The 23,306-nt window shown below is 38.7% G+C and carries 14 protein-coding genes and 3 tRNA genes; 7 read left to right on the top strand and 10 right to left on the bottom strand.

The window, feature by feature from the left end; genetic code table 11:
* Positions 1-6: 6 nt before the first annotated feature.
* A complete protein-coding gene (xni, locus tag DK857_RS09195; RefSeq protein ID WP_098941999.1) occupies positions 7-756 on the top strand; it encodes a flap endonuclease Xni in 750 nt (249 codons plus the stop codon).
* 129 nt (positions 757-885) lie between these two features.
* Here xni and rlmM read toward each other — a convergent pair whose 3' ends face one another.
* From rlmM to DK857_RS09210, 3 genes are read right to left on the bottom strand one after another with little or no spacing between them, the layout of a single operon-like run.
* On the bottom strand, positions 886-1,983 hold the full coding sequence (gene rlmM / locus DK857_RS09200; protein ID WP_109394066.1) for a 23S rRNA (cytidine(2498)-2'-O)-methyltransferase RlmM: 1,098 nt from the start codon (positions 1,981-1,983) through the stop codon (positions 886-888).
* Positions 1,976-2,371: a DUF423 domain-containing protein gene (locus DK857_RS09205; protein WP_109394067.1), complete on the bottom strand. Its 396-nt coding sequence runs from the start codon at positions 2,369-2,371 to the stop codon at positions 1,976-1,978. The genes rlmM and DK857_RS09205 overlap by 8 nt, the downstream gene beginning before the upstream one ends.
* A 43-nt stretch (positions 2,372-2,414) precedes the next feature.
* Positions 2,415-3,335, bottom strand: coding sequence for a transcriptional regulator GcvA (locus tag DK857_RS09210; RefSeq protein WP_023582728.1), 921 nt, complete (start codon positions 3,333-3,335; stop codon positions 2,415-2,417).
* A gap of 662 nt (positions 3,336-3,997) precedes the next feature.
* On the opposite strand from DK857_RS09210, the gene csdA reads away from it, so the two are divergent.
* Together csdA and csdE are read left to right on the top strand one after the other, a co-directional pair.
* Positions 3,998-5,209, top strand: coding sequence for a cysteine desulfurase CsdA (gene csdA / locus DK857_RS09215; protein WP_109402026.1), 1,212 nt, complete (start codon positions 3,998-4,000; stop codon positions 5,207-5,209).
* A gap of 5 nt (positions 5,210-5,214) precedes the next feature.
* Positions 5,215-5,667, top strand: coding sequence for a cysteine desulfurase sulfur acceptor subunit CsdE (csdE, locus tag DK857_RS09220; RefSeq protein ID WP_109394069.1), 453 nt, complete (start codon positions 5,215-5,217; stop codon positions 5,665-5,667).
* Between the two features lie 90 nt (positions 5,668-5,757).
* On the opposite strand, the gene tcdA is transcribed toward csdE, so the two are convergent.
* Together tcdA and mltA are read right to left on the bottom strand one after the other, a co-directional pair.
* Complete coding sequence (tcdA, locus tag DK857_RS09225; RefSeq protein WP_098944048.1) at positions 5,758-6,576, bottom strand: tRNA cyclic N6-threonylcarbamoyladenosine(37) synthase TcdA; 819 nt, start codon at positions 6,574-6,576, stop codon at positions 5,758-5,760.
* A 110-nt stretch (positions 6,577-6,686) separates the two neighbouring features.
* A complete protein-coding gene (gene mltA, locus DK857_RS09230; protein ID WP_098941995.1) occupies positions 6,687-7,781 on the bottom strand; it encodes a murein transglycosylase A in 1,095 nt (364 codons plus the stop codon).
* A 294-nt stretch (positions 7,782-8,075) separates the two neighbouring features.
* On the opposite strand from mltA, the gene DK857_RS09235 reads away from it, so the two are divergent.
* The 3 genes from DK857_RS09235 (at position 8,076) to DK857_RS09245 (ending at position 8,358) form a co-directional block, all read left to right on the top strand.
* Positions 8,076-8,152: transfer RNA gene (locus tag DK857_RS09235), tRNA-Met, on the top strand.
* 30 nt (positions 8,153-8,182) lie between these two features.
* Positions 8,183-8,259 (top strand) — tRNA-Met (locus tag DK857_RS09240).
* A 22-nt stretch (positions 8,260-8,281) separates the two neighbouring features.
* Positions 8,282-8,358, top strand: a tRNA-Met gene (locus DK857_RS09245).
* A 214-nt stretch (positions 8,359-8,572) separates the two neighbouring features.
* On the opposite strand, the gene amiC is transcribed toward DK857_RS09245, so the two are convergent.
* Positions 8,573-9,835, bottom strand: a complete 1,263-nt coding sequence (amiC, locus tag DK857_RS09250; protein ID WP_109394070.1) for an N-acetylmuramoyl-L-alanine amidase AmiC — start codon at positions 9,833-9,835, stop codon at positions 8,573-8,575.
* A gap of 240 nt (positions 9,836-10,075) precedes the next feature.
* Between amiC and argA the strand changes: the two genes are divergently transcribed.
* Positions 10,076-11,410, top strand: coding sequence for an amino-acid N-acetyltransferase (gene argA / locus DK857_RS09255; protein WP_109394071.1), 1,335 nt, complete (start codon positions 10,076-10,078; stop codon positions 11,408-11,410).
* A 73-nt stretch (positions 11,411-11,483) separates the two neighbouring features.
* Here argA and recD read toward each other — a convergent pair whose 3' ends face one another.
* From recD to recC, 4 genes are read right to left on the bottom strand one after another with little or no spacing between them, the layout of a single operon-like run.
* Positions 11,484-13,394: an exodeoxyribonuclease V subunit alpha gene (gene recD / locus DK857_RS09260; protein ID WP_109402027.1), complete on the bottom strand. Its 1,911-nt coding sequence runs from the start codon at positions 13,392-13,394 to the stop codon at positions 11,484-11,486.
* A 2-nt stretch (positions 13,395-13,396) separates the two neighbouring features.
* The gene (recB, locus tag DK857_RS09265; RefSeq protein ID WP_109402028.1) at positions 13,397-17,008 is read right to left on the bottom strand and encodes an exodeoxyribonuclease V subunit beta; all 3,612 of its coding nucleotides are present in this window, start codon (positions 17,006-17,008) and stop codon (positions 13,397-13,399) included.
* Complete coding sequence (ptrA, locus tag DK857_RS09270) at positions 17,005-19,893, bottom strand: pitrilysin (RefSeq protein ID WP_109402029.1); 2,889 nt, start codon at positions 19,891-19,893, stop codon at positions 17,005-17,007. The genes recB and ptrA overlap by 4 nt, the downstream gene beginning before the upstream one ends.
* The gene (gene recC / locus DK857_RS09275) at positions 19,890-23,291 is read right to left on the bottom strand and encodes an exodeoxyribonuclease V subunit gamma (protein WP_109402030.1); all 3,402 of its coding nucleotides are present in this window, start codon (positions 23,289-23,291) and stop codon (positions 19,890-19,892) included. Before recC ends, ptrA begins: the two co-directional genes overlap by 4 nt.
* Positions 23,292-23,306: the final 15 nt, after the last annotated feature.

Here is a 23,306-nt window from a genome sequence, read left to right on the forward strand (position 1 = left end):
TTTATTATGATACATTTGCTGATTATTGATGCTTTAAACCTGATCCGCCGCATTCATGCGGCATCAGGTTCTTCCTGCCAGACAGTGTGTGAACAGAGCGTCAACCAACTGCTTGGTCACACACAACCTACCCATGCCGTAGCAGTCTTTGATGAGGATGACAGAGACGGTAGTTGGCGACATCAGCTCTTACCTGATTATAAAGCGGGTCGCACGCCAATGCCTGATGACTTGCGACAACAATTACCTGAAATTAAAGCCATGTTGCTTAATTTAGGAATACAGAGCTGGCACTCGGGTGGTGATGAAGCAGATGATGTTGCCGCAACATTGGCAACAAAAGTGGCTAGCGCAGGTTTTCGAGTCACTATTATTTCAACGGACAAAGGTTATTGCCAACTACTTTCGCCCTCTATTCGTATACGTGATTATTTTCAACGACGCTGGTTAGATTTAGAGTTTATTAGAGCTGAATTTGGTGTCGAGCCATCTCAACTTACCGACTATTGGGGATTAACAGGTGTAAGCAGCAGTAAAGTTGCGGGTGTCCCCGGTATTGGACCGAAAAGTGCCACCGAGCTTTTACAAATTCATCCAGATCTAGAATCGCTTTATCAACATATTGATGATGTCCCTACTAAATGGCAAAACAAACTTATTACCCATAAAGAGTCCGCATTTATCAGTCGAAAAATCACCACATTACGTACTGATATTCAATTAAACGGTAATCTACAACAGTTACGTTTAAAATAGTTAAGTTCCCAATCATCAAGATTCAACTCACTGATATTTTTAAATAACTAGCCCATTTAAAAAAGCGAAGCTTATAAATAGAAGCTTCGCTTTTTATTGCCATCAATAAATCAATGTACTTGGGTCATTTTAAAATTCACGATCTGGTCGATAAGCAGCCCAAATATTTTGAATATGAACCGTGATCTCTTCTCTATCATGATAAAGGTGCTTAGCTTGGATCTTAGCGTTGATCCCTTTTTCCGCTAACTCTGACTTTATTTTTTCAAGGATATGAGAAACTTCCTCATAACGCTTTTTCATTGGCAGTTTTAGGTTAAAGATAGCTTCTCGACACCATTCATTAGCAATCCAAGTCGCCATTAATGCAGCAACTTTAGCTGGCTTCTCAACCATATCACAAACAAGCCATGTGATATTTTTAGATGTAGGTTCAAATTTAAAACCGTCAACTTGGTGATGACGAACTTGCCCTGTATCCATTAAAGATTGTGCCATTGGGCCATTATCAACAGCATGTACCATCATACTGCGTTTCACTAATTGATATGTCCAACCACCGGGGCATGCACCTAAATCGACCGCTTTCATTCCGCTTGCTAAACGCTCTTCCCACTCGTCATAAGGAATGAAAATATGAAATGCTTCTTCAAGTTTTAGTGTCGAACGACTTGGTGCATCTGATGGGAATTTTAATCGAGGAATCCCCATGTAAAATGCAGAATTATTGAAACTATAAGAATAGCCAACATAACAACATCCCGGTGCAATAAAAAACACATGGATAATAGGACGGCTAAAATTCTCAACTTTCAGCAAAATTTTCTCATTACGTAAATGATTACGTAATGGCACCGTAAATTTGCGGCAGAATTTTAATAATTCCTTACTTTCGTTAGTGTCTGCAACTTCAACTCGCAATTCACCCGCTTTTTCAACAACACCTTTCAACATTCCAACGATCGGTGTAATTCTATCTTCTGGCGATAAATCTTTAAGTAATTCACCAGTCACAAACATCTGACGAGCAAAAATTAATTCACGGAAACTCACTTCACGAGCGATCTTGTCCGCGTCACCTTCTTGGTAGCATTCAAAGATCACATAACCACTTCCCTCTTTAACACGAGGAAAGCCGTAAACGCCGATTTGACCTGCTTTATCCGTAATCTCAGCCGCGCACTCTTTTTCAAAACCTTGGCGACAATATAATGCAACTTTATTCATGGCGAGACGCCGGTGCCCTTAGACGCAAAGCGCCAATAAAAATTAAAACCCAACCAATAAGAAAACTAAATCCACCAATTGGCGTAAAATAAGATAACAATCTAACTTGTGTTAGCGCCATACAATAAAGGCTACCACTAAAAAGTAGAATACCAACACCAAAGAAAATACCTGCCCAGTAAAACCATAAAATGGTTTTACGCATTAACATTGCCGCGATCCCGACAAGTAATAAGGTATGGACGATTTGGTAGCGCATCGCTAACTGAATGTAATCCCAATGTTGTGGCGATAAATGAGGTGCTAGCTTATGAGTTGCAAATGCACCAAAAGCAACATAGAAGAAGCCACTAATCGCGGAAAACATAAGCAATGTACGACTATTCACTGTTTATTCCTTCCTATCTAGAAGATATTTGCCAATCGCAATATTAAGATGATGTCAGTAAACCCAGCTTTTCTTGCTCATTCGCTGCTTGAGATAAAATCCATTGGCGAAAAGCCGCAATTTTACCCAATTCAGCCTGACTATCTTGGCAAACTAAATAAAATGCATTTTTACTGACAAGGACATCTGGAAAAGGTCTTACTAATCGACCTGATTCTATTTCACTACGTGCCATTACATTATTAACTAATGCAACACCTTGTCCATGTACAGCAGCCTGTATCACCATTGAACTATGGCTAAAAATAGGCCCTTGTTGCACATTAATCTGATTTTGTATCTCTAATTGACGTACATAAGCTTGCCAATCTCGACGAGATGTATCATGTAATAGTGTATGATAAATCAGATCGGATGGGGTTTTTAGTGGTTTTTCACCTGTAAGTAAAGATGGCGCACAAACAGGAATTAAATATTCCGCATAAAGGCGGTCTGTACGTAACCCAGTCCAATTTCCTCGACCATAAAAAATAGCTACATCGACATCATCAGCCAGCTTATCTTCTTCTCTATCAACAGCCTGAATTCGTACATCAATCCCCGGATAAGCTTGGTTGAATCCAGATAACCGTGGTACTAACCATTGAATAGCAAAACTTGGAGAAAGGCTAACGGTAAGAGCGCCTTTCGCGCTTCGAGCTAATAATTTGCGAGTTGCCTCATTAATTGATGAAAAGATTTCTTTAATGTCGAGGTAATAACTTTGCCCTTCTTCTGTTAATAAGAGAGAGCGATTGCGCCTTCTAAATAATTTTAGCCCAAGAAATTCTTCTAATGTTTTAATTTGGTGGCTCACTGCTGCTTGTGTCACAAATAATTCTTCAGCGGCTTTAGTAAAACTTAAATGACGTGCCGCTGAATCAAAAACCCTAAGCGCATTTAATGGCGGTAAACGTTTAGACATATTCGGTTCTTAAACCCCTATTTTGGCTATTAGTAGACCCTAACTTTCATCATTAGTTTTTTTTATGCGAAGCATTATAAATTGTCCCTTGATGATTAGCCAGTAAATACCTATAGTAGGCGCACTTCCTAAGCCGGAACGAAAAGTTGTGTAGTAGTAGTACTGCAAAACTTTTGGCTTTGTGGTTGTGATGTTGTGTTTGCAAGTTGTCTGGAAATTCCAGACTTAGTAGCTGATGCTACTGTTTTTTTTCACTTCCTGTACATTTACCCTGTCTGTCCATAGTGATTTTATAGTGCACCGCCAAGGCGGTGCTTTTTTTACTCCCTATTTTTCTCTACTTTTTAATTACTCACACATACTGTTTTAATGTTTTCATCCATTTTTTATAATAAAGTTATCATCATTATTCTAAAAAAACTCACCACAAATTATCCAAAAAAAATTTAAACAAGAAAAAATAGAATATTAATCGGATCTCAGTGATTTTTTATTGAGTGAACTTTCACCATCTTAATCGTGTTATTATGGACTCAATGAGCCAGAACAAACGGATGCTCCTAGGTTTCCGTTATAAATAAATATAATTAACCGTATAATCTATACGCCCTATTTTTAACGACAAATCGCGAAAATTATTCGTCTACCAATACAGCCTAACTATGAACGTATTTTCACCTGATTTATTTCGACAACAATTTCCTGCTCTTAAAGAAAAAACTATTTATCTTGATAGTGCAGCGACCGCATTAAAGCCTCTCGCCATGATAGAAGCCTCAGATGCGTTTTATCGCTATAATTTTGCAACAGTTCACCGTAGCCAATATCAACATGCTAAAGAAACAACACAACAATATGAGGCGACGCGTCAACAAGTTGCCGAATTAATCAATAGTACTGATAGTGATACGATTATTTGGACAAAAGGCACCACAGAATCACTCAATTTTATTGCTCAAGGCTATTTTCGTCCGCGGTTACAGGCAGGTGATGAAATAATTGTTAGTGAGCAAGAGCATCATGCAAACCTTATACCTTGGTTGATACTGGCGGAACAGACAGGCGCACGCGTGATCCGCTGGGCAATAGAGGATAATTTTCTACCTTCTATTGATAGCTTAAATGCTTTAATCAATAAACGGACACGAATTGTCGCTGTAAGCCAAATGTCGAATGTAACAGGTGCTCAAATCGCATTAGATAAAGTGTCTCATTGTGTTCATCAATATGATAATTGCTTACTGGTTGTCGATGGTGCACAAGGTATTGTTCATCACCCAACAGATGTCACGGCACTCAATATCGACTTCTATGTTTTTTCTGCTCATAAACTTTATGGCCCTAATGGATTAGGTATTTGTTATGGTAAACGTGAGCTTTTAGAAGCGATGGCACCTTGGCATGGTGGTGGAAAAATGCTAACTAACACAACATTTGATAGCTTTACTCCAGCTCCTATCCCTCAGCGTTTTGAAGCTGGGACTCCTAATGTCGCAGGTGTTATTGCATTTTCAGCCACATTAGCATGGTTAGAAAAACAAGATATGCATCATGCTAACCAATATACTCTTGAGCTTGCAGATGAAGCAGAGAAGCGCCTCAGTGAGCTAAATGGGTTTATCAGTCACCGAGCAGCTAACTCATCGGTTGTTTCTTTCAATTTCGAAGGTGTTCATCATAGTGATTTAGCTACACTAATCGCAGAGAAAGATATTGCATTACGCACAGGGCAACACTGCGCTCAACCTCTTATTGATTCATTAAATATTTCGGGCTGTTTACGCATTTCTTTTATGCCTTATAATCAACACGCTGATATCGATGCGTTTATTAATGCCGTTAAATTTGCTCTATCACTCTTAAAAGATGAATAATTGAAATGAATAACAACACACCTCTACTTGCAACTCAGCACCCATTTGGTCATGAAATTACCTTGGCAATCTTGCTTGAAGATTTTCAAAAATCAAAAGCATGGGAAGACAAATACCGTCAATTAATTCAACTCTCGCGTAAATTACCTGCATTACCTGATGAATTAAAAACAACAGAAAAAGAGATCAAAGGCTGTGAAAATAGAGTGTGGCTTGGTGTCGAATTAAATAATAACGGCAAATACCATGTTTATGGCGATAGTGATGGTCGTATTGTAAAAGGCTTACTGACTATTATTTTAGCTACTGTTGAAAATAAAACAGCGCAAGAAATAGCTGATATCGATATGTTAGCTATTTTTGATCAATTAGGATTGGCTAATCAAATTAGCCAATCTCGCACTGACGGGGTGAATGCGATTATCGCACGATTAAAATCTCTCACCTCTCAATCATAACCTTAGCTGAGACTCAAGATCTCAAATAAGTTAATATATAACAAGTCGATACTCTAAATAATTCAAGTCACAGCTAGGCGACAAGTGCAATCAACAACGCTGTGGCCGAGTACGCTGCGCCTTCGCTAGCATCTTCTTCAACGCATGAGATACCGCAATAAAACCAAACGACGCCGTTACCATCGTTACGGCGCCAAAGCCAGCTGAACAATCCATTCTTTTTACGCCATCTGCCGTACTTTTTGCCGCGCAAACCGTACCATCACCTTGTGGGTAAACCAGTTGCTCTGTTGAAAAAACACAATCTATTCCTAGTTTTCCCTTACTATTTTTTACGACATTAAAATCAGATTTCAAACGTTCTCTTAATTTAGCCGCTAAAGGATCTTGAATTGTTTTTGCTAAATCAACCACTTGAATTTGTGTTGGATCGATTTGCCCACCAGCCCCCCCTGTTGTGATCACTGGAATTTTATAACGACGGCAATAAGCTAATAATGCAGCTTTTGGTCTTACACTATCAATTGCATCGATAACATAATCAAAGTTGTTATTCATCATTTCAGCGACATTATCCACCGTGACAAAATCATCAACACTAGTCACTTTGCATTCTGGATTAATTTCTAAAATACGCTGTTTCATCACTTCACATTTTGGTTGACCCACACTCTCTTTCAGCGCATGTATTTGCCGATTAGTGTTAGTCACACACACATCATCCATATCAATTAAGGTGATAGCACCAATACCACTGCGGGCTAATGCTTCAGCAGCCCAACTGCCGACGCCACCTATACCCACGACACAGATATGAGCCTGAGCAAAACAAGACAACGCTTTTTGCCCATAGAGTCGCCCTATTCCAGAAAAGCGTTGTAAATATGAATCTGATAATGAATTTTGCATAATGCGATAACAACCTAAATAACAGAAATAATCATGGCTATTAATATCAATAGCCATGTCGTTTGCATAATTTTACCGTTAATAACGAACAGATAAAGAGTAAATCGTTTTTATAACGAAGGGTTTAATGAATTAAGCTGTGATTTTTTTAATACCCAAACACGTCCATAATGATTATAAAAACCTGCCATATGACCGGCATCTTTACCAATTCCATGATAAATATCGAAATGATGCCCTTTAATTGCACCACCTACATCTAATGCCACCATTAAACGCATTTGATATTCACCTGTAAAATTACCTGCATTATCAAGTACAGGAATTTCAGCCAGTAACACCGTTCCTGCTGGAATAATGCTTCTATCTGAAGCCACTGAGGCAAGTGCAACAAGAGGGATAGCACTAGCACCTCTAACTGGTGTAAAAGGCTCTGGTTTGAAAAAAACAAATGATGGGTTTTCTTCTAATAATTTTCTCACTTCAGCATCATTGTGCTTATCAGCCCAATCTCTAATAGCGAGCATAGACATATCTTTTCTTTCTACTTCACCATTATCAATAAGCACTTTTCCAATACTACGGTAAGGGTGCCCGTTTTTCCCTGCATAACCAAAGAAAGTTAAAGGTTTACCATCACCAAAATCAACATAACCGCTTCCCTGAACTTCCATCATAAAATTATCCATAATGGAGTTACTATAAGCTGCAATTAAAGATTGGCTTAATGCACCATTATAAATAGCAGCACGGGAAGGCAATTTTGAACGACTGTTGGCTGGCATTTTATAAAGAGGATATTGAAACTCACCTTGTGGCGTTAAACGAGCTTCAAGAACAGGAGTGTAATATCCCGTAAATTGAACATTTCCGTAATTATCAACCCCTTCCATTTGAAATGCAGAAAGATTGAACTGACGTAATTGGCGTGTATCTGCACCAGAGCGTATCCAGTTTTCGACCGCCTGATAAGTCTCTTTATTACTATTATACAAACGAGATGATGTTTGGTTTATCTGACTTACTTGTTGTAAGTAATCAGGACCATTAATGGGTGTACCTTGCGTATTTGGCGAACTTACCTCAATGAGATCTTGCTTAAGCTTTCCATCTTTATACTGTTGCCCTTGCTCTGTTGGACGATGACATCCAGTCAAGGCAAGCGCTAACATACCTAAAATTAACGATTTTCGCCAAGTAACCATTTTTGACCCGCTTAATGACTAAATTTGAGTATTGATTTTGGCTTAGAAAGATACCAAAGCAAAATCAATAAAGATATGAATATACCGATTGCTAAAGAATTTCTATTATCACCCAATCAATATGACTTTTAAACATCAAGTATATATTCTAAATACCTTGAAGTAGGACGCGTATAACTGCCTAAATTTGCACCTTGATGTGTTATTTCTGACCGTTTTTAAAAGAAAACTGTAAAAATTTCATAAAAAACTTGCAACTCGGCAGATCCTGAGTATAGTGCCCCTCTGTGGAGACGCGGGGTGGAGCAGCTTGGTAGCTCGTCGGGCTCATAACCCGAAGGTCGTCAGTTCAAATCTGGCCCCCGCAACCAATTCACAAAGTAGTAAGTTATAGTATCAGTCGCGGGATGGAGCAGCATGGTAGCTCGTCGGGCTCATAACCCGAAGGTCGTTGGTTCAAATCCAGCTCCCGCAACCAATTCTATAAACAACAATTCAGTCGCGGGATGGAGCAGCATGGTAGCTCGTCGGGCTCATAACCCGAAGGTCGTTGGTTCAAATCCAGCTCCCGCAACCAATTTCTATTCAAAAGTTCTTCTCATTCTTACTTTCCCTCTTAATTCACAAGCCTAATCGTATCAATCGTAGATTTATTACATTAAATTTCTGTTATCTCAATAACGCATTGTATTGGATAGATTTATTCTGCTAAAAATACAATAAGAGACTCCAATAGAAAGCGAGTGTTCTTGGCTTTCTATTGGAATATAAGAAAAGGGTATAGGAAGAAATTAGCTACGATCAGCTAGCGTTAATTCACCGCCATTAGCGAAATAAGCTTTGATCCCTTTGAAAATAGACTCTGCGATCTGTTGCTGGAATTTAGCGGTTTTTAGTTTTTTCTCTTCTTCAATATTACTGATAAAAGCCGTTTCTACTAAGATAGAAGGGATCTCTGGAGCTTTTAATACCGCAAAACCTGCCTGATCGACTTTATTTTTATGCAGTTTATTAATCCCACCCAACAGCTTAAGTACTTCACTACCAAATTTTAGGCTATCATTAATAGTCGCCGTTTGTACGAGGTCGAGCATTGCATGGTCTACATAGCGATCGCCACTTTTACTCACCCCACCAATTAAGTCAGACTCATTTTGTGTTTGAGCAAGATAGCGTGCTGTGTTACTAGTTGCGCCCGTTTTTGATAATGCAAAAACAGAAGAACCTCTTGCAGAGCGGTTTGTAAACGCATCAGCATGAATAGAAACGAATAAGTCTGCCTGCATTTTTCTCGCTTTAGCAACACGTACTGTCAATGGAATAAACACATCTTCATTACGTGTCATATACGCCTTCATTTTGGCGTCTTTATCGATAAGCGTTCTTAAGCGACGAGCAATTTGTAAAACTACATCTTTTTCACGCGTTTTATATTTACCAATTGCGCCTGGATCTTCACCACCATGTCCTGGGTCGATCATAATAATAATAGGTCTATCTCGCCCTGCTCTGCCCGGTTTGCGTGTATCGGTTTGTGCTGGTACAGCTTGTTGTAAATCACCGTCATTATATTCACGCAATAGCGCTAAAAGAGGATCGTCTTCAGTGTCAGCACCGTGGCTTGGGTAGAAATCTAACACCAAACGGTTTTTAAACTCAGCCACAGGTTTAAGCGTAAACATTTGCGGTTGTACAGGCGTTTTTACTTCAAATACCAGTCGTACTGTTTTAGGTGTATTTTGACCAACGCGAATAAGTTTTAAATAGGGATCGCTAGTCTGAACCTGATTAGCGACACCTCTCAGCACGCTATTAAGTTGAATACCTTCTAAATCCACCACAATACGCTCAGGGTTTGATAATGCAAACTGACGATATTTCAGTGGGGTACTGGATTCTATAGTCACGCGAGTATAAGTCGAGGCAGGCCAAACCCTCACAGCAACAATAGATGCTGTGGCAGCAAGACCAACAGGACTAACACTTAACAATAATAACGCGCCAATTCCTTTAACAAGACGACGACGAGTTTGATTGTGCTCAGAATGACTCATGAAAATATTCCAAAAAAACGATTAACGTCAGTAAACTCTAAAAAGAGATAAAAAAAGTTAAGAACGAAAAACTTTACCCAATCCACACTTCACTGTCACTTAAAAACAGCACAATTACTCACTTTTACACGAATATTCTGCCTTCAGGGAAAACAATAAGATAGGATTTTACTTGCCATTCCTCTCCAAAAAGAATAAAAATACATTAAATGCGAATAAAAATTCACTTGAGAGGGTTTTATGAAAGAGCGTAGCACCGAATTGGTCGATGGATTCCGCCACTCGGTTCCGTATATTAATGCACATAGAGGCAAAACATTTGTCATTATGCTAGGTGGTGAAGCCATTGCTCACGAAAACTTCCCATCTATCATTAATGATATTGGGTTGTTACACAGCCTAGGCATTCGTTTAGTGGTTGTTTATGGTGCTCGCCCACAAATAGATACTGCTCTTGAAGTGCAAAAGGTATCTCCGATTTATCATAAATATACGCGCATCACAGATAGCAAAACCTTAGAAATTGTTAAACAAGCTGCGGGTACATTGCAACTCGATATTACGGCTCGTTTATCAATGAGTTTAAGCAATACGCCATTACAAGGTGCGCATATTAATGTTGTTAGTGGTAACTTTGTTATCGCACAACCATTAGGGGTTGATGATGGCGTTGATTATTGTCATAGCGGGAAAATCCGTCGTATCGATGAAGAAGCTATTCATCGCCAATTAGACAGTAATGCCATTGTATTAATTGGCCCAGTTGCGGTATCTGTGACCGGTGAAAGCTTTAACCTCACTTCAGAAGAAGTAGCAACACAGCTTGCGATAAAGCTTAAAGCACAAAAAATAATTGGTTTTTGTTCATTCCAAGGTGTTGTCGATGAAGAAGGACACATTGTTTCTGAACTATTACCTAATCAAGCCGAAGATAAAATTCAAGAGCTACAAACGGAAGGTGATTACCATTCAGGTACAGTAAGATTCTTACGGGGAGCAGTTAAAGCCTGCCGTCGCGGTGTAGAGCGTAGCCACTTACTAAGTTATCAATCTGATGGTGCTCTTATTCAAGAATTATTCTCTCGTGATGGTATTGGTACTCAAATCGTCATGGAGAGTGCAGAGAAAGTTCGTAGAGCGAATATTAATGATATTGGAGGCATACTCGAACTTATACGCCCATTAGAACAACAAGGTATTTTAGTCAGGCGTTCAAGAGAGCAATTGGAAGTTGAAATTGACCAATTCACCATTATTGAGCGCGATAATATGACTATTGCATGCGCAGCACTCTATCCTTATCCATCAGAAAAAATTGGTGAAATGGCTTGTGTTGCAGTACACCCTGATTATCGCAGCTCTTGTCGTGGTGAAGTTTTACTACAGCGTATTTCAGCACATGCTAAGCAATTAGGGTTAGAAAAGCTGTTTGTTTTGACAACTCGTAGCATACATTGGTTTCAAGAAAAAGGATTTGAACCGGCTGAAATAGATAAGCTACCGATTGAAAAACAAGCACTTTATAATTACCAACGCCGTTCTAAAATTTTGATTTTAGATTTACATAAAGAGTAATTACCAAATATAAAAAAAGACAGGTATCCCTCTCAATACCTGTCTTTTATTATTTTTCATTATTAACTAATGGCTAATAACGTAATTTATCAATTAATCCACTTCGGCGCTGAATACGCGTTTGTATTGCCATTTTCACCATCAGCTCTGAGGCATAAAGAGAAAGCTTCTGTTTAGCCCGTGTTAATGCGGTATATAACAATTCACGACTAACAACAGGTGAAAATTTATCGGGCAGTACTAACGCTGTATGGGTAAACTCAGAACCTTGTGATTTATGTACTGTCATTACATACGCAGTTTCGTGTTGTGGTAACCGGCTAGGTTGGATCGCTTTCAATTTTCCATCAGGTAGTTGGAAAAAAGCTTTCATTTCACCTTCATCATTATTGAGCATAATGCCAATATCGCCATTAAACAGACCTAGCGTACTGTCATTTCGTTGGATCATAATCGGGCGTCCAATATAATCACTTTGATAACTATTTGTAGGGCGGCGGATCAATCGCTGGCGATGCAATAGCATTTCAATTCTATCATTTAAACCACTCACACCAAAAGGACCGTCTCTTCGCGCGCACAATAAACGGTATTGGTTAAATGCATTAAGAATAATATCAGGAGATGCTTTTTCAGAAACTAAAGTGAGATATTTTTGATAAGCGTTAACGGCATCTTGTATCATCAGCAAATAGCTTTCTTTGGACTCTAAAGCAATAAAGCTCACATCTTGAGGCTCTAATGCTATTTCAAGCTGTTGTGGGCTAACCTCTGCTTTTTTCAACAACGCAATGGCTGTGTTGGTTTGTCCCTTATTAACCGCAAAAGCAAGTTGCCCTATCCCTGAATCCTCACCAAAGCGGTAGCTTTTTCGTAGCAGACACAGAGAATCACTAACGACAGAAACTGGTGTTTGAGAGACAGGAATGATACCGCTAGATTTAGCCAACTCACCTTGGGTTAAGTGATTAATCTGATCAAATCTCTTTTGACTAAAACCATCTTCAGAAAAACGGCAAATATCACCTAATACAGCGCCTGCTTCAACAGAAGCAAGTTGGTCTTTATCACCTAAGAAAATAACGTGACATTTTGGTGGAAGTGCATCAATCAATCGCGCCATCATAGGTAAATCAACCATTGATGCTTCATCAACAACTAAAATATCAAGCTGTAATGGATTATCTTTATGGTAACGCACTTGCTGGCTTTCAGGTTGAGCGCCTAATAAACGATGAATAGTTTGTGCCTGCTTTGGCATCCACTTATTTTCTTCTTCGCTTAAATTAAGTTGTGCCAAAGCGTTACCTAAAGATTCCGTTAATCTCGCTGCAGCTTTACCTGTAGGAGCCGCTAATTGAATAATCGGCTTTTCATTCGATGTGAGCATCACAAAAGCCGCTAAAATTTTAGCAACTGTTGTAGTTTTCCCTGTTCCAGGCCCTCCAGAAATAATAGAGATAGGGCTTGTGATAGCAACACTCGCAGCCACTTTTTGCCAATTTGTTTCTTGGCTTTCTTTCGTTGTTGGAAAAAGTTGGTCGAGTACTTTAATTAATTCATTCTCATCAATATCAACAATGGCATGCTCTTGCCTAAAAAACTGAGCTACTTTCTCTTCATAGCTCCACATTCTTTGTAGATAAAGAAGTTCATTATCTAAAATAATGGGGGAAGGTGAATCATCACTACTTTGATTAACACAATGACAATGAGTCAATTCCTCTACTATTTTTTTAGCAGAAGGCTTACCCATTTTTTGCCAAATTTCTTGTGCAAACTCCTTTTGTCTACCATCAAACAGTTGATCTTTTTGAATAATACTCAATGGTAAACAAACATGACCAGCTCCAGTTTGAGCACTTAAATAAGCAAATACAAACAGTAAAATAGGGTTTTCATCTTCCACCAGCATTTGTGCAAATCGAAGATCTAAAGGCCGTAATAAATTTTGTGTAATCGCTTGTTCTAATAGTTTGATCATTTTTATTTCTCACTGACTACATCGAGTTTGCTACTTTTACCTGCAAATAGTGAATCTAGCGCCAAAACAAAAGCTTCATCGGGTAAATAGGCATAAACTCCATTTCCGGGATGTGCTTTGTCTATACCACGTAAGAAGAGATAATAAATCCCACCAAAGTGGCTTTGGTAATCATAATCAGGGATGCGCTGTTGTAAAAAACGATGTAACGCTAAGGTATAGAGTTGATATTGCAAGTCGTAGCGATGATCCATCATTGCATTCATCATCGCTTCTTGTGTGTAATCCTCACTCGATTCACCTAGCCAGTTCGATTTATAATCCACAACATAATATTTACCCTCCCAAGAAAAGACTAAGTCAATAAAGCCTTTAAGCATTCCTTCTACTTGTTGAAATTGCAAAGCCGGGCAACGTTTTGATAGAGGATCAAACTGGCTAATTAACTGAGTCAATTGGGCTGATGATACCTCTTTCTCAATAGGTAAATAGAATTGTAATTCATCAAGTTGTTGTGATTTTGGGATATCAGCGAGACACAATCCTTGGGTATTAAGAGGTGTATGAAACAGAGTTTCCATCCATGAAACTAAAAGAGGAGCCCACTTTTCATCAAAACCTTGGGCAGTCAATTGTCCTTGCATCCACAGTTCATCAATAGGCTGTGAAAAATCTAATACTTCCAGCAAACTGTGTAAGAACGTTCCTGCTACTGCACCACGAGGGAAATGATGAATCGAATTTTCATCAACCTCTCCTTGTTGCTTCTCACCTTTAGCATCTGTATCAAGCCCCGGTGCGATAGATTGTACTAAAGCCTCAATATCACCTAAGTCAAAATGATAACTACGATTTGAATGTTGATAGGTTAACCCTGAATAGCTCGTTATACGCCAGTTATCATGGATCTGGCGTTTAAATATTGCAGCCTCAAGTTTTGTGTCAGCCATTAATTGAGGCTGATAACGATGTGCAGACATAATATCAAGCGTTGTTACACTAATATTATCATCTAATAAAGCATGGATTGATTGATGCAATAATTCACTATTACCCTCTTCGCCTTGCTGCAATAAATACCCTAAAGCATTTTTATGCAAATCGGTAAGGCCTGACTTACGTTTAGTCCCCTTAACAAGAGGAGCAACACCAACATAACAGCAGAATTTTGATCGTGTTAATGCTACATAAAGTAAGCGTAAATCTTCAGCTAAGCGTTCTTCATCCGCTAAGCGCAAACTTTCAGGTCGGCTAAAAATATCTAATTTTGCGTAAAACTTCTCTCTATCATGATAAAGCGCCCCTTTCTGTTCTTGATAATTACAAGCAAAAGGTAAGCAAACAATAGGATATTCAAGGCCTTTAGATTTATGGATAGTACAAATTCGCACAAGGTTTCGGTCGCTTTCCAAACGCATTTGTTGGCTTTCAGACTGCGCATCGGGATGAGAAATTTGTTGTGCTAACCAACGAATAAGGGCGTGTTCACTATCAAGTTGTAATGATGTTTCTTGTAATAATTCACCAATATGCATGATATCTGTAAGCCGACGCTCACCATCAATACTTGCGAGTAAATTTTCTGCAATTTGATTATCCATCATGATCTTACGCAACATTGGTAAAACGCCGCGCTTTTGCCATAGTATATAATAATCAGCAAATTTCTCTACATAGCTATTCCAGCGTGCCTCACTGCAATTCAGATCATCAATTTGCTTTGCGCTAAAACCAAATAATCGACTGGCTAAAGATGCCCTTAAAACACGTTCTTTCTCCGGTGTTACAACTGCTTGTAATAACCAAAGTAGATCTTTAGCTTCATTGGTTTCAAATACACTTTCACGATTGGATAAAAACACCGATTGTATTGAAAGCAAATTCAGTGCGTCACGAATAAGTACTGCTTCTCTACGGCTACGCACTAACACCATAATATCAGCAGATGTAACCGATTTTTTTGTACCTTGTTCAATCAGCCAAGCCTGTTGTTGATCCCCTGCTGATAACCAATCACGAATTTGTGCAGCACATTGTGCTGCCATGATTTGCTCGTAATTTCCTGTAGAAACACTTTCACCTTCAGCAAGCCAAAAATTAAAAGGAGGAATCGGTTTATCATGGTAAATAAAAGCCATGTCTTGGTTTTTTTCAGCCGAGCTTACTTCAATAAAAGGGATATGCTCAAATAAAAATGGGGCATTGGAACGCATAAAAAGCTTGTTAACAGCATTCACCATACCCGGTGCAGAGCGCCAGTTAGTGTTTAATGTGTAGTGATGAGATGTCTGCTTTCTAGCTTGAATATAAGTAAAAATATCTGCGCCACGGAAAGCATAAATAGCCTGTTTGGGATCACCAATAAACAACAAACCGCTGTTTTCATGCTCACCATAAATCGCATCAAAAATACGATATTGTTGGGGATCTGTATCTTGGAATTCATCAATCATTGCAACTGGATAGCGTTCACGAATGGCTTGCACTAAAGCTTCACCACCTTCACGTTTCAATGCGCTATCTAAACGTGTTAATAAATCATCGAACCCCATTTCGCCACGACGCATTTTTTCATTTTCAATACCTTGGCGTATTTCAGGGATCGCGTTGACCAAAATAACATCACGCAAAGTCAGGCTCTGCTTTGTTAATCGTTCAATTTCAACAAAAAGAATATGCTCTGGTGCTGGACCTTTAGTGGCCTTCTCATTCAATGTTTCTTGAGAAAAACGAATTAAACAATCAGGTAATTGATAGCTTTTCGTTTCTAGTGTTGACGCCCACAAAGTGATTTCTTCAATCCATTTAGGTAAAAAACGACTGCTGTAACTACGTTTATCAACACCTGAAGCGGTTATCCATGCTTCAACTTCATGATGATGTTCATTCCAACGAGTTTTAACGTTATTAATTGCTTCGATAACCGCTTGATGGCGCTCTTTTACTGATTCATTTTCGCTATCTAATGCCACACCTTCGATTTCAGGCATTTCACCTTGCAAATAAGGCTGTATTTCATAAAGCAGTTGTTCCGGGCCAGACCAAATCTGGCTTACTGCATTAGCAACATCATAAGAAAGTGGATAACAATGGCGACGCCAGAAGTCAGCACATACCCGTTTTTTGAGCTCATATTCATCTTGGATCAAGACTTGTTCAAACAAGACTCCTGATTCGAATGCATTGTTCGCCAACATACGCTGACAAAAGCCATGAATAGTGTAAATAGCCGCTTCATCCATTTGGCGTTCAGCTTCTAGCAACCACTGCGCAGCTAGCTCTTTATTAGGGATCTGTTTGAGTAACTCGAGGTACGTATTATCACTACTTTCAACATCATGACGGATACAGGCAAGTCTTAGTTCATGGATATTTTTACGAATACGTGCTCGTAATTCATCTGTCGCCGCATCCGTAAATGTCACAACTAAAATCTCTTCAACACTGAGAGGGCGATAGAATGCTGACTCTCCGCCTAATCCAAGAAGCAACCGTAAATACAACAACCCTATTGTATAAGTTTTTCCTGTTCCCGCGGACGCCTCAATAAGGCGTCTTTGGTATAGAGGAAGTGTATACGGGTTTAATGGCTGTGCCTGTATCACGTCACTCACTCTTTAATTTCCTCAACAGGTAAAGTTTTTTGTAATTCACTTACTGTGGTGTAACGTTTCCATTGCTTATTTTCTGCATAATCAGCATCTGTGCCATCTTTACCAATAACTTGAGAGACGAAAATAAATCCATTAGGTTTTATAATTGCTTTTTCATAAAATTCAATAGCTTGTTTTAATGTAACCTTATTAAGTTCAGCTAAGAATTTTTCACGGCCATCATATTTTAAATTATTACGATGGAAGTCATTTCGATAAAGAGAAACTTCTTCATAGAATGTTTGAGGTGGCTGTTTAACTTCGGTAATAATCGCTTGTTTATACTGATTAAAATCAGCTTCGTTCATTTTTTTCAAACGTTCGTAAGCTTGCTGATAAAATGCGTTATAGCGTTCATTCAAGTAGACAGGTGGTTTTGCATTACTTTGTAGTAAAAAGCCGATACCTGATTGCTCACCCATAGTGCCTTGATAAGCAAATACAGCGTAACCTAGTTGCTCTTCTGTTCTTAATTGATCATAGAACCAAGGTTTGATAACTGAGGCTAGCACTGAAGAAATGGCCTGACCTTCAAGACGACTATAACCTGTTGGGATATAAAGCTCACCTAATGCGTTATCGGTGCTCTTCGATTTATTTTGGAATTCAACCGCATCTAATTTATTGAATACTAATGTTTCACCGATCCAATATTCTGTGCCTTGATTACCTAATAATTCGTGTGCAGATTTAGCAATATCACGGCTTTGCTCTGGCGTTAAATTACCAATAATCAGTGCCTGAAGTGCCGCATTTTTAATGACTTCATGGCGATTATCAATAATATCTTGTAGTGTAATTGACTCTAATGCTTTGATTTTATCAGCTTCTTCATAGTACGGGATCGTATTTAATCGGCGAGCCGGCAGCATAGCTGCTTCAAATGCTTTTAAGTTATGAGTCACTTCAAGTTGTTCGCGATACCAAGATTTAGCCTGATCTAGCTCTTCTTGAGTTGATTCAAAGCTCATATAGCTTTTTAGTGTTGCATTAACTAATTCTGGTAAATGTTGTGTATATCCATTTATTGAAAAATCAATACCTTGTCCTGATGAGGATGAGATATTCATTCCGGCAACAGAAGCTTGATAAGATAATTCACTTAATGCTAAACCAGCAAGATAGTCAGTTAAGGTTTGTGTCACTTGCTGCTTAACGGTAATGTCTGATTTCTTATTCACTAAACTTAATGTCACACTAGCTTTAGGCTCATCAGAAAAATAATGTGATGGCATATAAAATAAGCGAGCGCTTTTATCTTGCCACAGCAATTGTGGTTTGATGATTTTGCTGTCCGCATCAATCAGTGAAAGGTTATCAGGGATGTAAGGGTTAAGTGCTGGCAGTGATAATGAAATATCATCCGATAATGTTTGCCATGTTTTTAATTGCTTATCTGTGATTTTATCCACCTGATAAGGTGCATTAACAAAATAGGCTTGTTTGTTGGAAGGTTCATTAGGACTTATCACCCAAATACGAGCCTTCTCTGGTGTAAGAGAGTCAAGACGAGAAAGGATCGCTGAAGGTTCATAATTATCAGCAATATAGTCTGCATTTAAGATATTTTTGATTGGATAGCGTAGCATCATATCCGAAATACCTTCTATGTAATTCATATCTCTTACAATAGAGCCATAACGGAATGAGAGATTTAATACATTCGCAATTTCATCAAAGTAACGCTGACTGATACCTTCGGTTTGAATTAAACGAATATACGAAAAGATAGCAGAAATCACTTTGTCTTTTTGCGCTAATCCTTTATCTGTCAACGCGACATAAATCGTAAATGAGCCTTGGTTACGATCGATATAAGGCTCTGAAGAGGCACTAATACTTTCAGCCAAGCCTTGATCTTGTAACCACGTTGCCAATGTTCCCGCGCTACGATTACCGATTAAATAGCCAATATATTCATCAGATTTACTACGAAAATCGGCGACATTATTATCAATACCAAATTCAATCTGTAAGGTTTTTTGTGGTAAAGCAGGTACAAGATGGATCATTAACCCTTTTTCTTTATCCGTCATAGCAGGTACTGTCGTGACAGGTACGTCAGCCTTTTTATTCGGGATCCGAGCAAAAGTCTCTGCGGCTAATTTAGATAATTCATCAAGTGATTTATTACTATAAATAACACCATTCATTAAATTGCCAGAATAGTGTGTTTGATAGAATTTAATCAATTCATCTTGAAGCTTACTATTTGGTTTATCACTTAATGTCTCTAGATTCCCCCCCATAAAACGAGAACTTGGATGCGCTGGGTTTAAAGTTTCTGCTCTGACTTGCCAAAAACGCATGCCATCGCGTGCGCGCGCCATTGTTAATTCAGCATTAACTGCATTACGTTCACGATCTGCATTTTTAGGATCAAGTAAAGGTTCAGCTAAAGCATCAGCAAGGCGATCAACCGCTTCATTAATGGCACTATTTTCTACTTCTAAATAGAATGCAGTGCGGTAAGTCGTTGTACTCGCATTATGAGAACCGCCATTCTTTTGTAAGAATTCAGACATACTGCCTGACTGAGGATATTTCACCGACCCCATTAGCACCATATGTTCTAAATAGTGCGCAAGACCTTGCTGACTATCTGGATCTTCTAATGCTCCGACAGGTAATGCAACAGCCGTTAATGATTTAACTGCTTTTTCATCAGAAACCAGTAAGACAGTCATTTCATTAGGTAGTTTAATCGCTTGATATTGGCGTGGATCACTCTCACTTTTTTCAATACTATCAGGTAATACTTGCCAGAGAGGATCAGTAGCAAAGCTATTGATACTCACTAGCATCAATAGCAACATGATCCATAGTTGCGAGAAGTATTTTCTCATCTGATATGAGCTCCCTTATTTTTCAAAAATGGAATTATTGGTTTAAATATTGTTAATGCCGTCTGTTTGACCGTTTGTAAAAAAAGTTCATCTAATTGAGAAAAAGCACGCTGAACATACATGTCACTCATTTCACCATCTCGATTATAGCTACCCGTTAAATGTTGCATCAGCACTAATTCTGCTTTTTCAAGTGTCTCTTCATCATCAAGTAAAAACTCTTGTGATTTTTTATCATAGCAAGCTTGCAACCAAGCCCAGCCACTTTTCGCAAATAACGCTAATGGGCTGTTTAACCCTTGTTTATAGTCACTGATTAACTTGTCTAATGTCGCATAGGCAAACTCAGGATCAACCGGTAATAAACACCATTGAGTCTCTTTCCTACCGTAAAACCGACTCTCGCCAGTCCCCTCTTTCAAGCAATAAACTAGGTGCTCAATCCAAAGTTGCAATAAGTCATTAGCTGTTAAGCTGGCAGGTCGCCAACGTAATAAACCATCAGCTTGTACCTCATTTAAACGACCAATCAATGGTATTGCACTAAAACTTTGCTCTAATGTGACAGAATGTGTGGCTAATCGTTCACTTCTTATCTTTTCAGCTAAAGGAAGTAATTCTTCTATTTGTTGCTCCCAATAGATTTGACCAAATGCACTCGCAGGAAGTTGTCCTGCTGCTTTAATACGCTCAAACAATACTTCTGTTGAGGTTTGATCAATCAATGCTTTTAATAACCATTGATTCAATAGATAACGTTGAAGCGCATTGATCACAAACGGCTCTTCTTCGGGTAATTCTGTTTCTTCAATAACGAAATTTGTTTTTAATCTTTGTTGGAAAAAAGCTCGAATAGGATGACGATAAAAACGTGCCAGTGCATCAACAGAAACTTTATCTATTGTGTCATCATCATTAAGTGGTTCGATAAAACTTTGATGAACCTCCCCTTGCCCACTAGCAGCAGGCAGCCATTCAGAGGCATAAGAACGAAAGGAAGCATCTATACGGAAATTTTCTTGAGCAAAAGGAACACGGCTATGTTGTGTTAATAAATGCTGGTTTACACGAGTCGCACTGTCATCAACATTGAGTTCACCATCCTCTGGTAAACGGAAATTTTGCCCAATATAATCTTGTAATTCTTTGATTAAAACTGATGGATTACATTCTCGATCGTCACGTATCGATTTTCCGATATAACTGATATAAAGATATTTTTCAGCTGAGATAAGCGCTTCGAGGAATAAATAACGGTCATCATCACGACGTTTTCTATCACCGCGACGGCGTTTTTCCGCCATTAAATCAAACCCTAATGGCTGAATATTACGAGGATAAATACCATCGTTCATGCCTAATAAACACACCGCTTTAAAGGGAATCGAGCGCATAGGCATTAATGTACAAAAATTAATACTACCGGCTAAAAAACGCTGACTGATTTTTTCATCATCAAACCGTACTGTTAATTCATCACGAATAAGCACTAGCGGAATTTCATTTTGATATTGCGCTTTCAATCCGTTTTCAATCACTTTTTGCCATTGTTGGATAATAAGCGCTAACACTAACTCCGTTTCTTCATCAGACTCAAAAAAGGCATCAACTAATTGTTGTCCAACTTCTAACCATGCTTCTAATGAACGAGTTTCATTCAAACGTGTACGCCAATCACTTAATGTATAAAGAAAATCAGCGAGATGACCTGCAAGTTCAGCGACTAATCCACTGGATTCATCGTAAGGAAGAACGCCTTTCCAAGGACCATTTTCACTTTCCATCGCATAGCCAAGCAACATGCGCAGTAAGCCAAACTCCCATGTATTTTTACCTGTAATGGGTAATAAGAATGAAGCCACATTCTCATCATCTAACCCCCAGCGTATGCCTGACTCATCCACCCATCGGCGTAGCAGTTTTAATTCACTTTCAAAAATAGAAAAATGCCCAGCTAACGCGGGCACTTCAAGTAAGGCTAACACTTGCTCTGCTGTAAAACGACTTTGAGGAAGTTCTAATAGCGTAATAAAAGCTTGTAATACGGGGTGTGCTTGACGTGCTTTTCTATCTGAAATAGCAAAAGGAAGATAACGTTCTGAAGGCGCATTACCAAATACAGCTTGAATATAAGGTGTATAGCTATCGATATCCGCAACCATCACAATAATATCACGCGGTAGTAATTCAGGATCTTGCTCTAACAAATGCAGTAATTGATCTTGTAACACTTCCACTTCGCGCTGTGGACTATGGCTAGCATGAAAAGTCAGTGAATGATCATCTGGCGAAATCACACGTTTATCTTCACTACATTCATAAGTTGCAAGTGTTGTACCCAATTGCGAAAAATCTTCTAAATCAAGGATATCTGCTTGCAATTGATGAAGTAAATTATCACGAGAAATATCAGAGAAAGCAAAAAGTACGTCGGTATATTCAAGTTCAGAAAGAAAATAAAGATTATCTTTACCTAATTTTCCCCATGACGCTAATAGTGGATTACCGATATTTTGCTCTCCCTCATCATTAAATAGCGAAGAGGCATTTTTTTCATCTTTAAACCAAGGTAATTCATGTAATTGCTGATAATGGCGCGGTTTTCTATTATTAAGACGAGCCAAAAATTTAGGATCTTGAATATCACCCCAATATTGCCTACATGGATTAGTGAAAAGTAAAAAAATCTCTGTATGACGTCCTATCGCTTGCAACGCCTGCAAGTAAACTTGAGGTAATGCTGAAATTCCACAAATAAAAATACGAGGAGGAAAACAGTGCTGAAGCTCCCCTTCATCTGCGTTATTTAATGTAGAGATAAATTGTTGATAAAGATTAGAACGATGCCATTGAGGCTGATTAAGGTCTTTTGTGTATTGCTGTAATGCTACCCACAATATTTTTTGCCAGCGTTGGTTTTCGCTCAATCCTTCTATTAATTCATCATTTTCCCACGACATTAGCCAATCCGAACGGTAAACCAAATATTGGTCAAATAAGTCAGCTACACGCCCAGCTAATTGATGAAGTTTACGTTTATCTTCATCATCATCAAGATAATGCAGTAAGGGTTTAAATTCCTCATAAGTTAAAAATTCAGGAAGCAAGGCCATTAATTTCCATGTCATGGCATCTTTAGAAAAAGCACTTTCTTTAGGTATACCTGATAATACCCGAGTAAACATTTCCCAAATAAAGGTTGCTGGTAATGGGTAACGGATATTAGCAGCAATACCCAAGCTTTCGGCAAGCTGGATTTGTAACCACTGAGACATTCCGGGGCTTTGTACAAGGATCACTTCTTGTTCAAAAGGAGAGGAAAGTGGTCTGGTCTGCATAAAGTGCACCATAAGTGACTTTAGTAATGACAATTGATTTGAGTGATATATATGAAACATCAGATCCTCATTTTA

It is taken from the genome of Proteus terrae, from assembly GCF_003144325.1.
Taxonomy (GTDB): Bacteria; Pseudomonadota; Gammaproteobacteria; order Enterobacterales; family Enterobacteriaceae; genus Proteus; species Proteus terrae.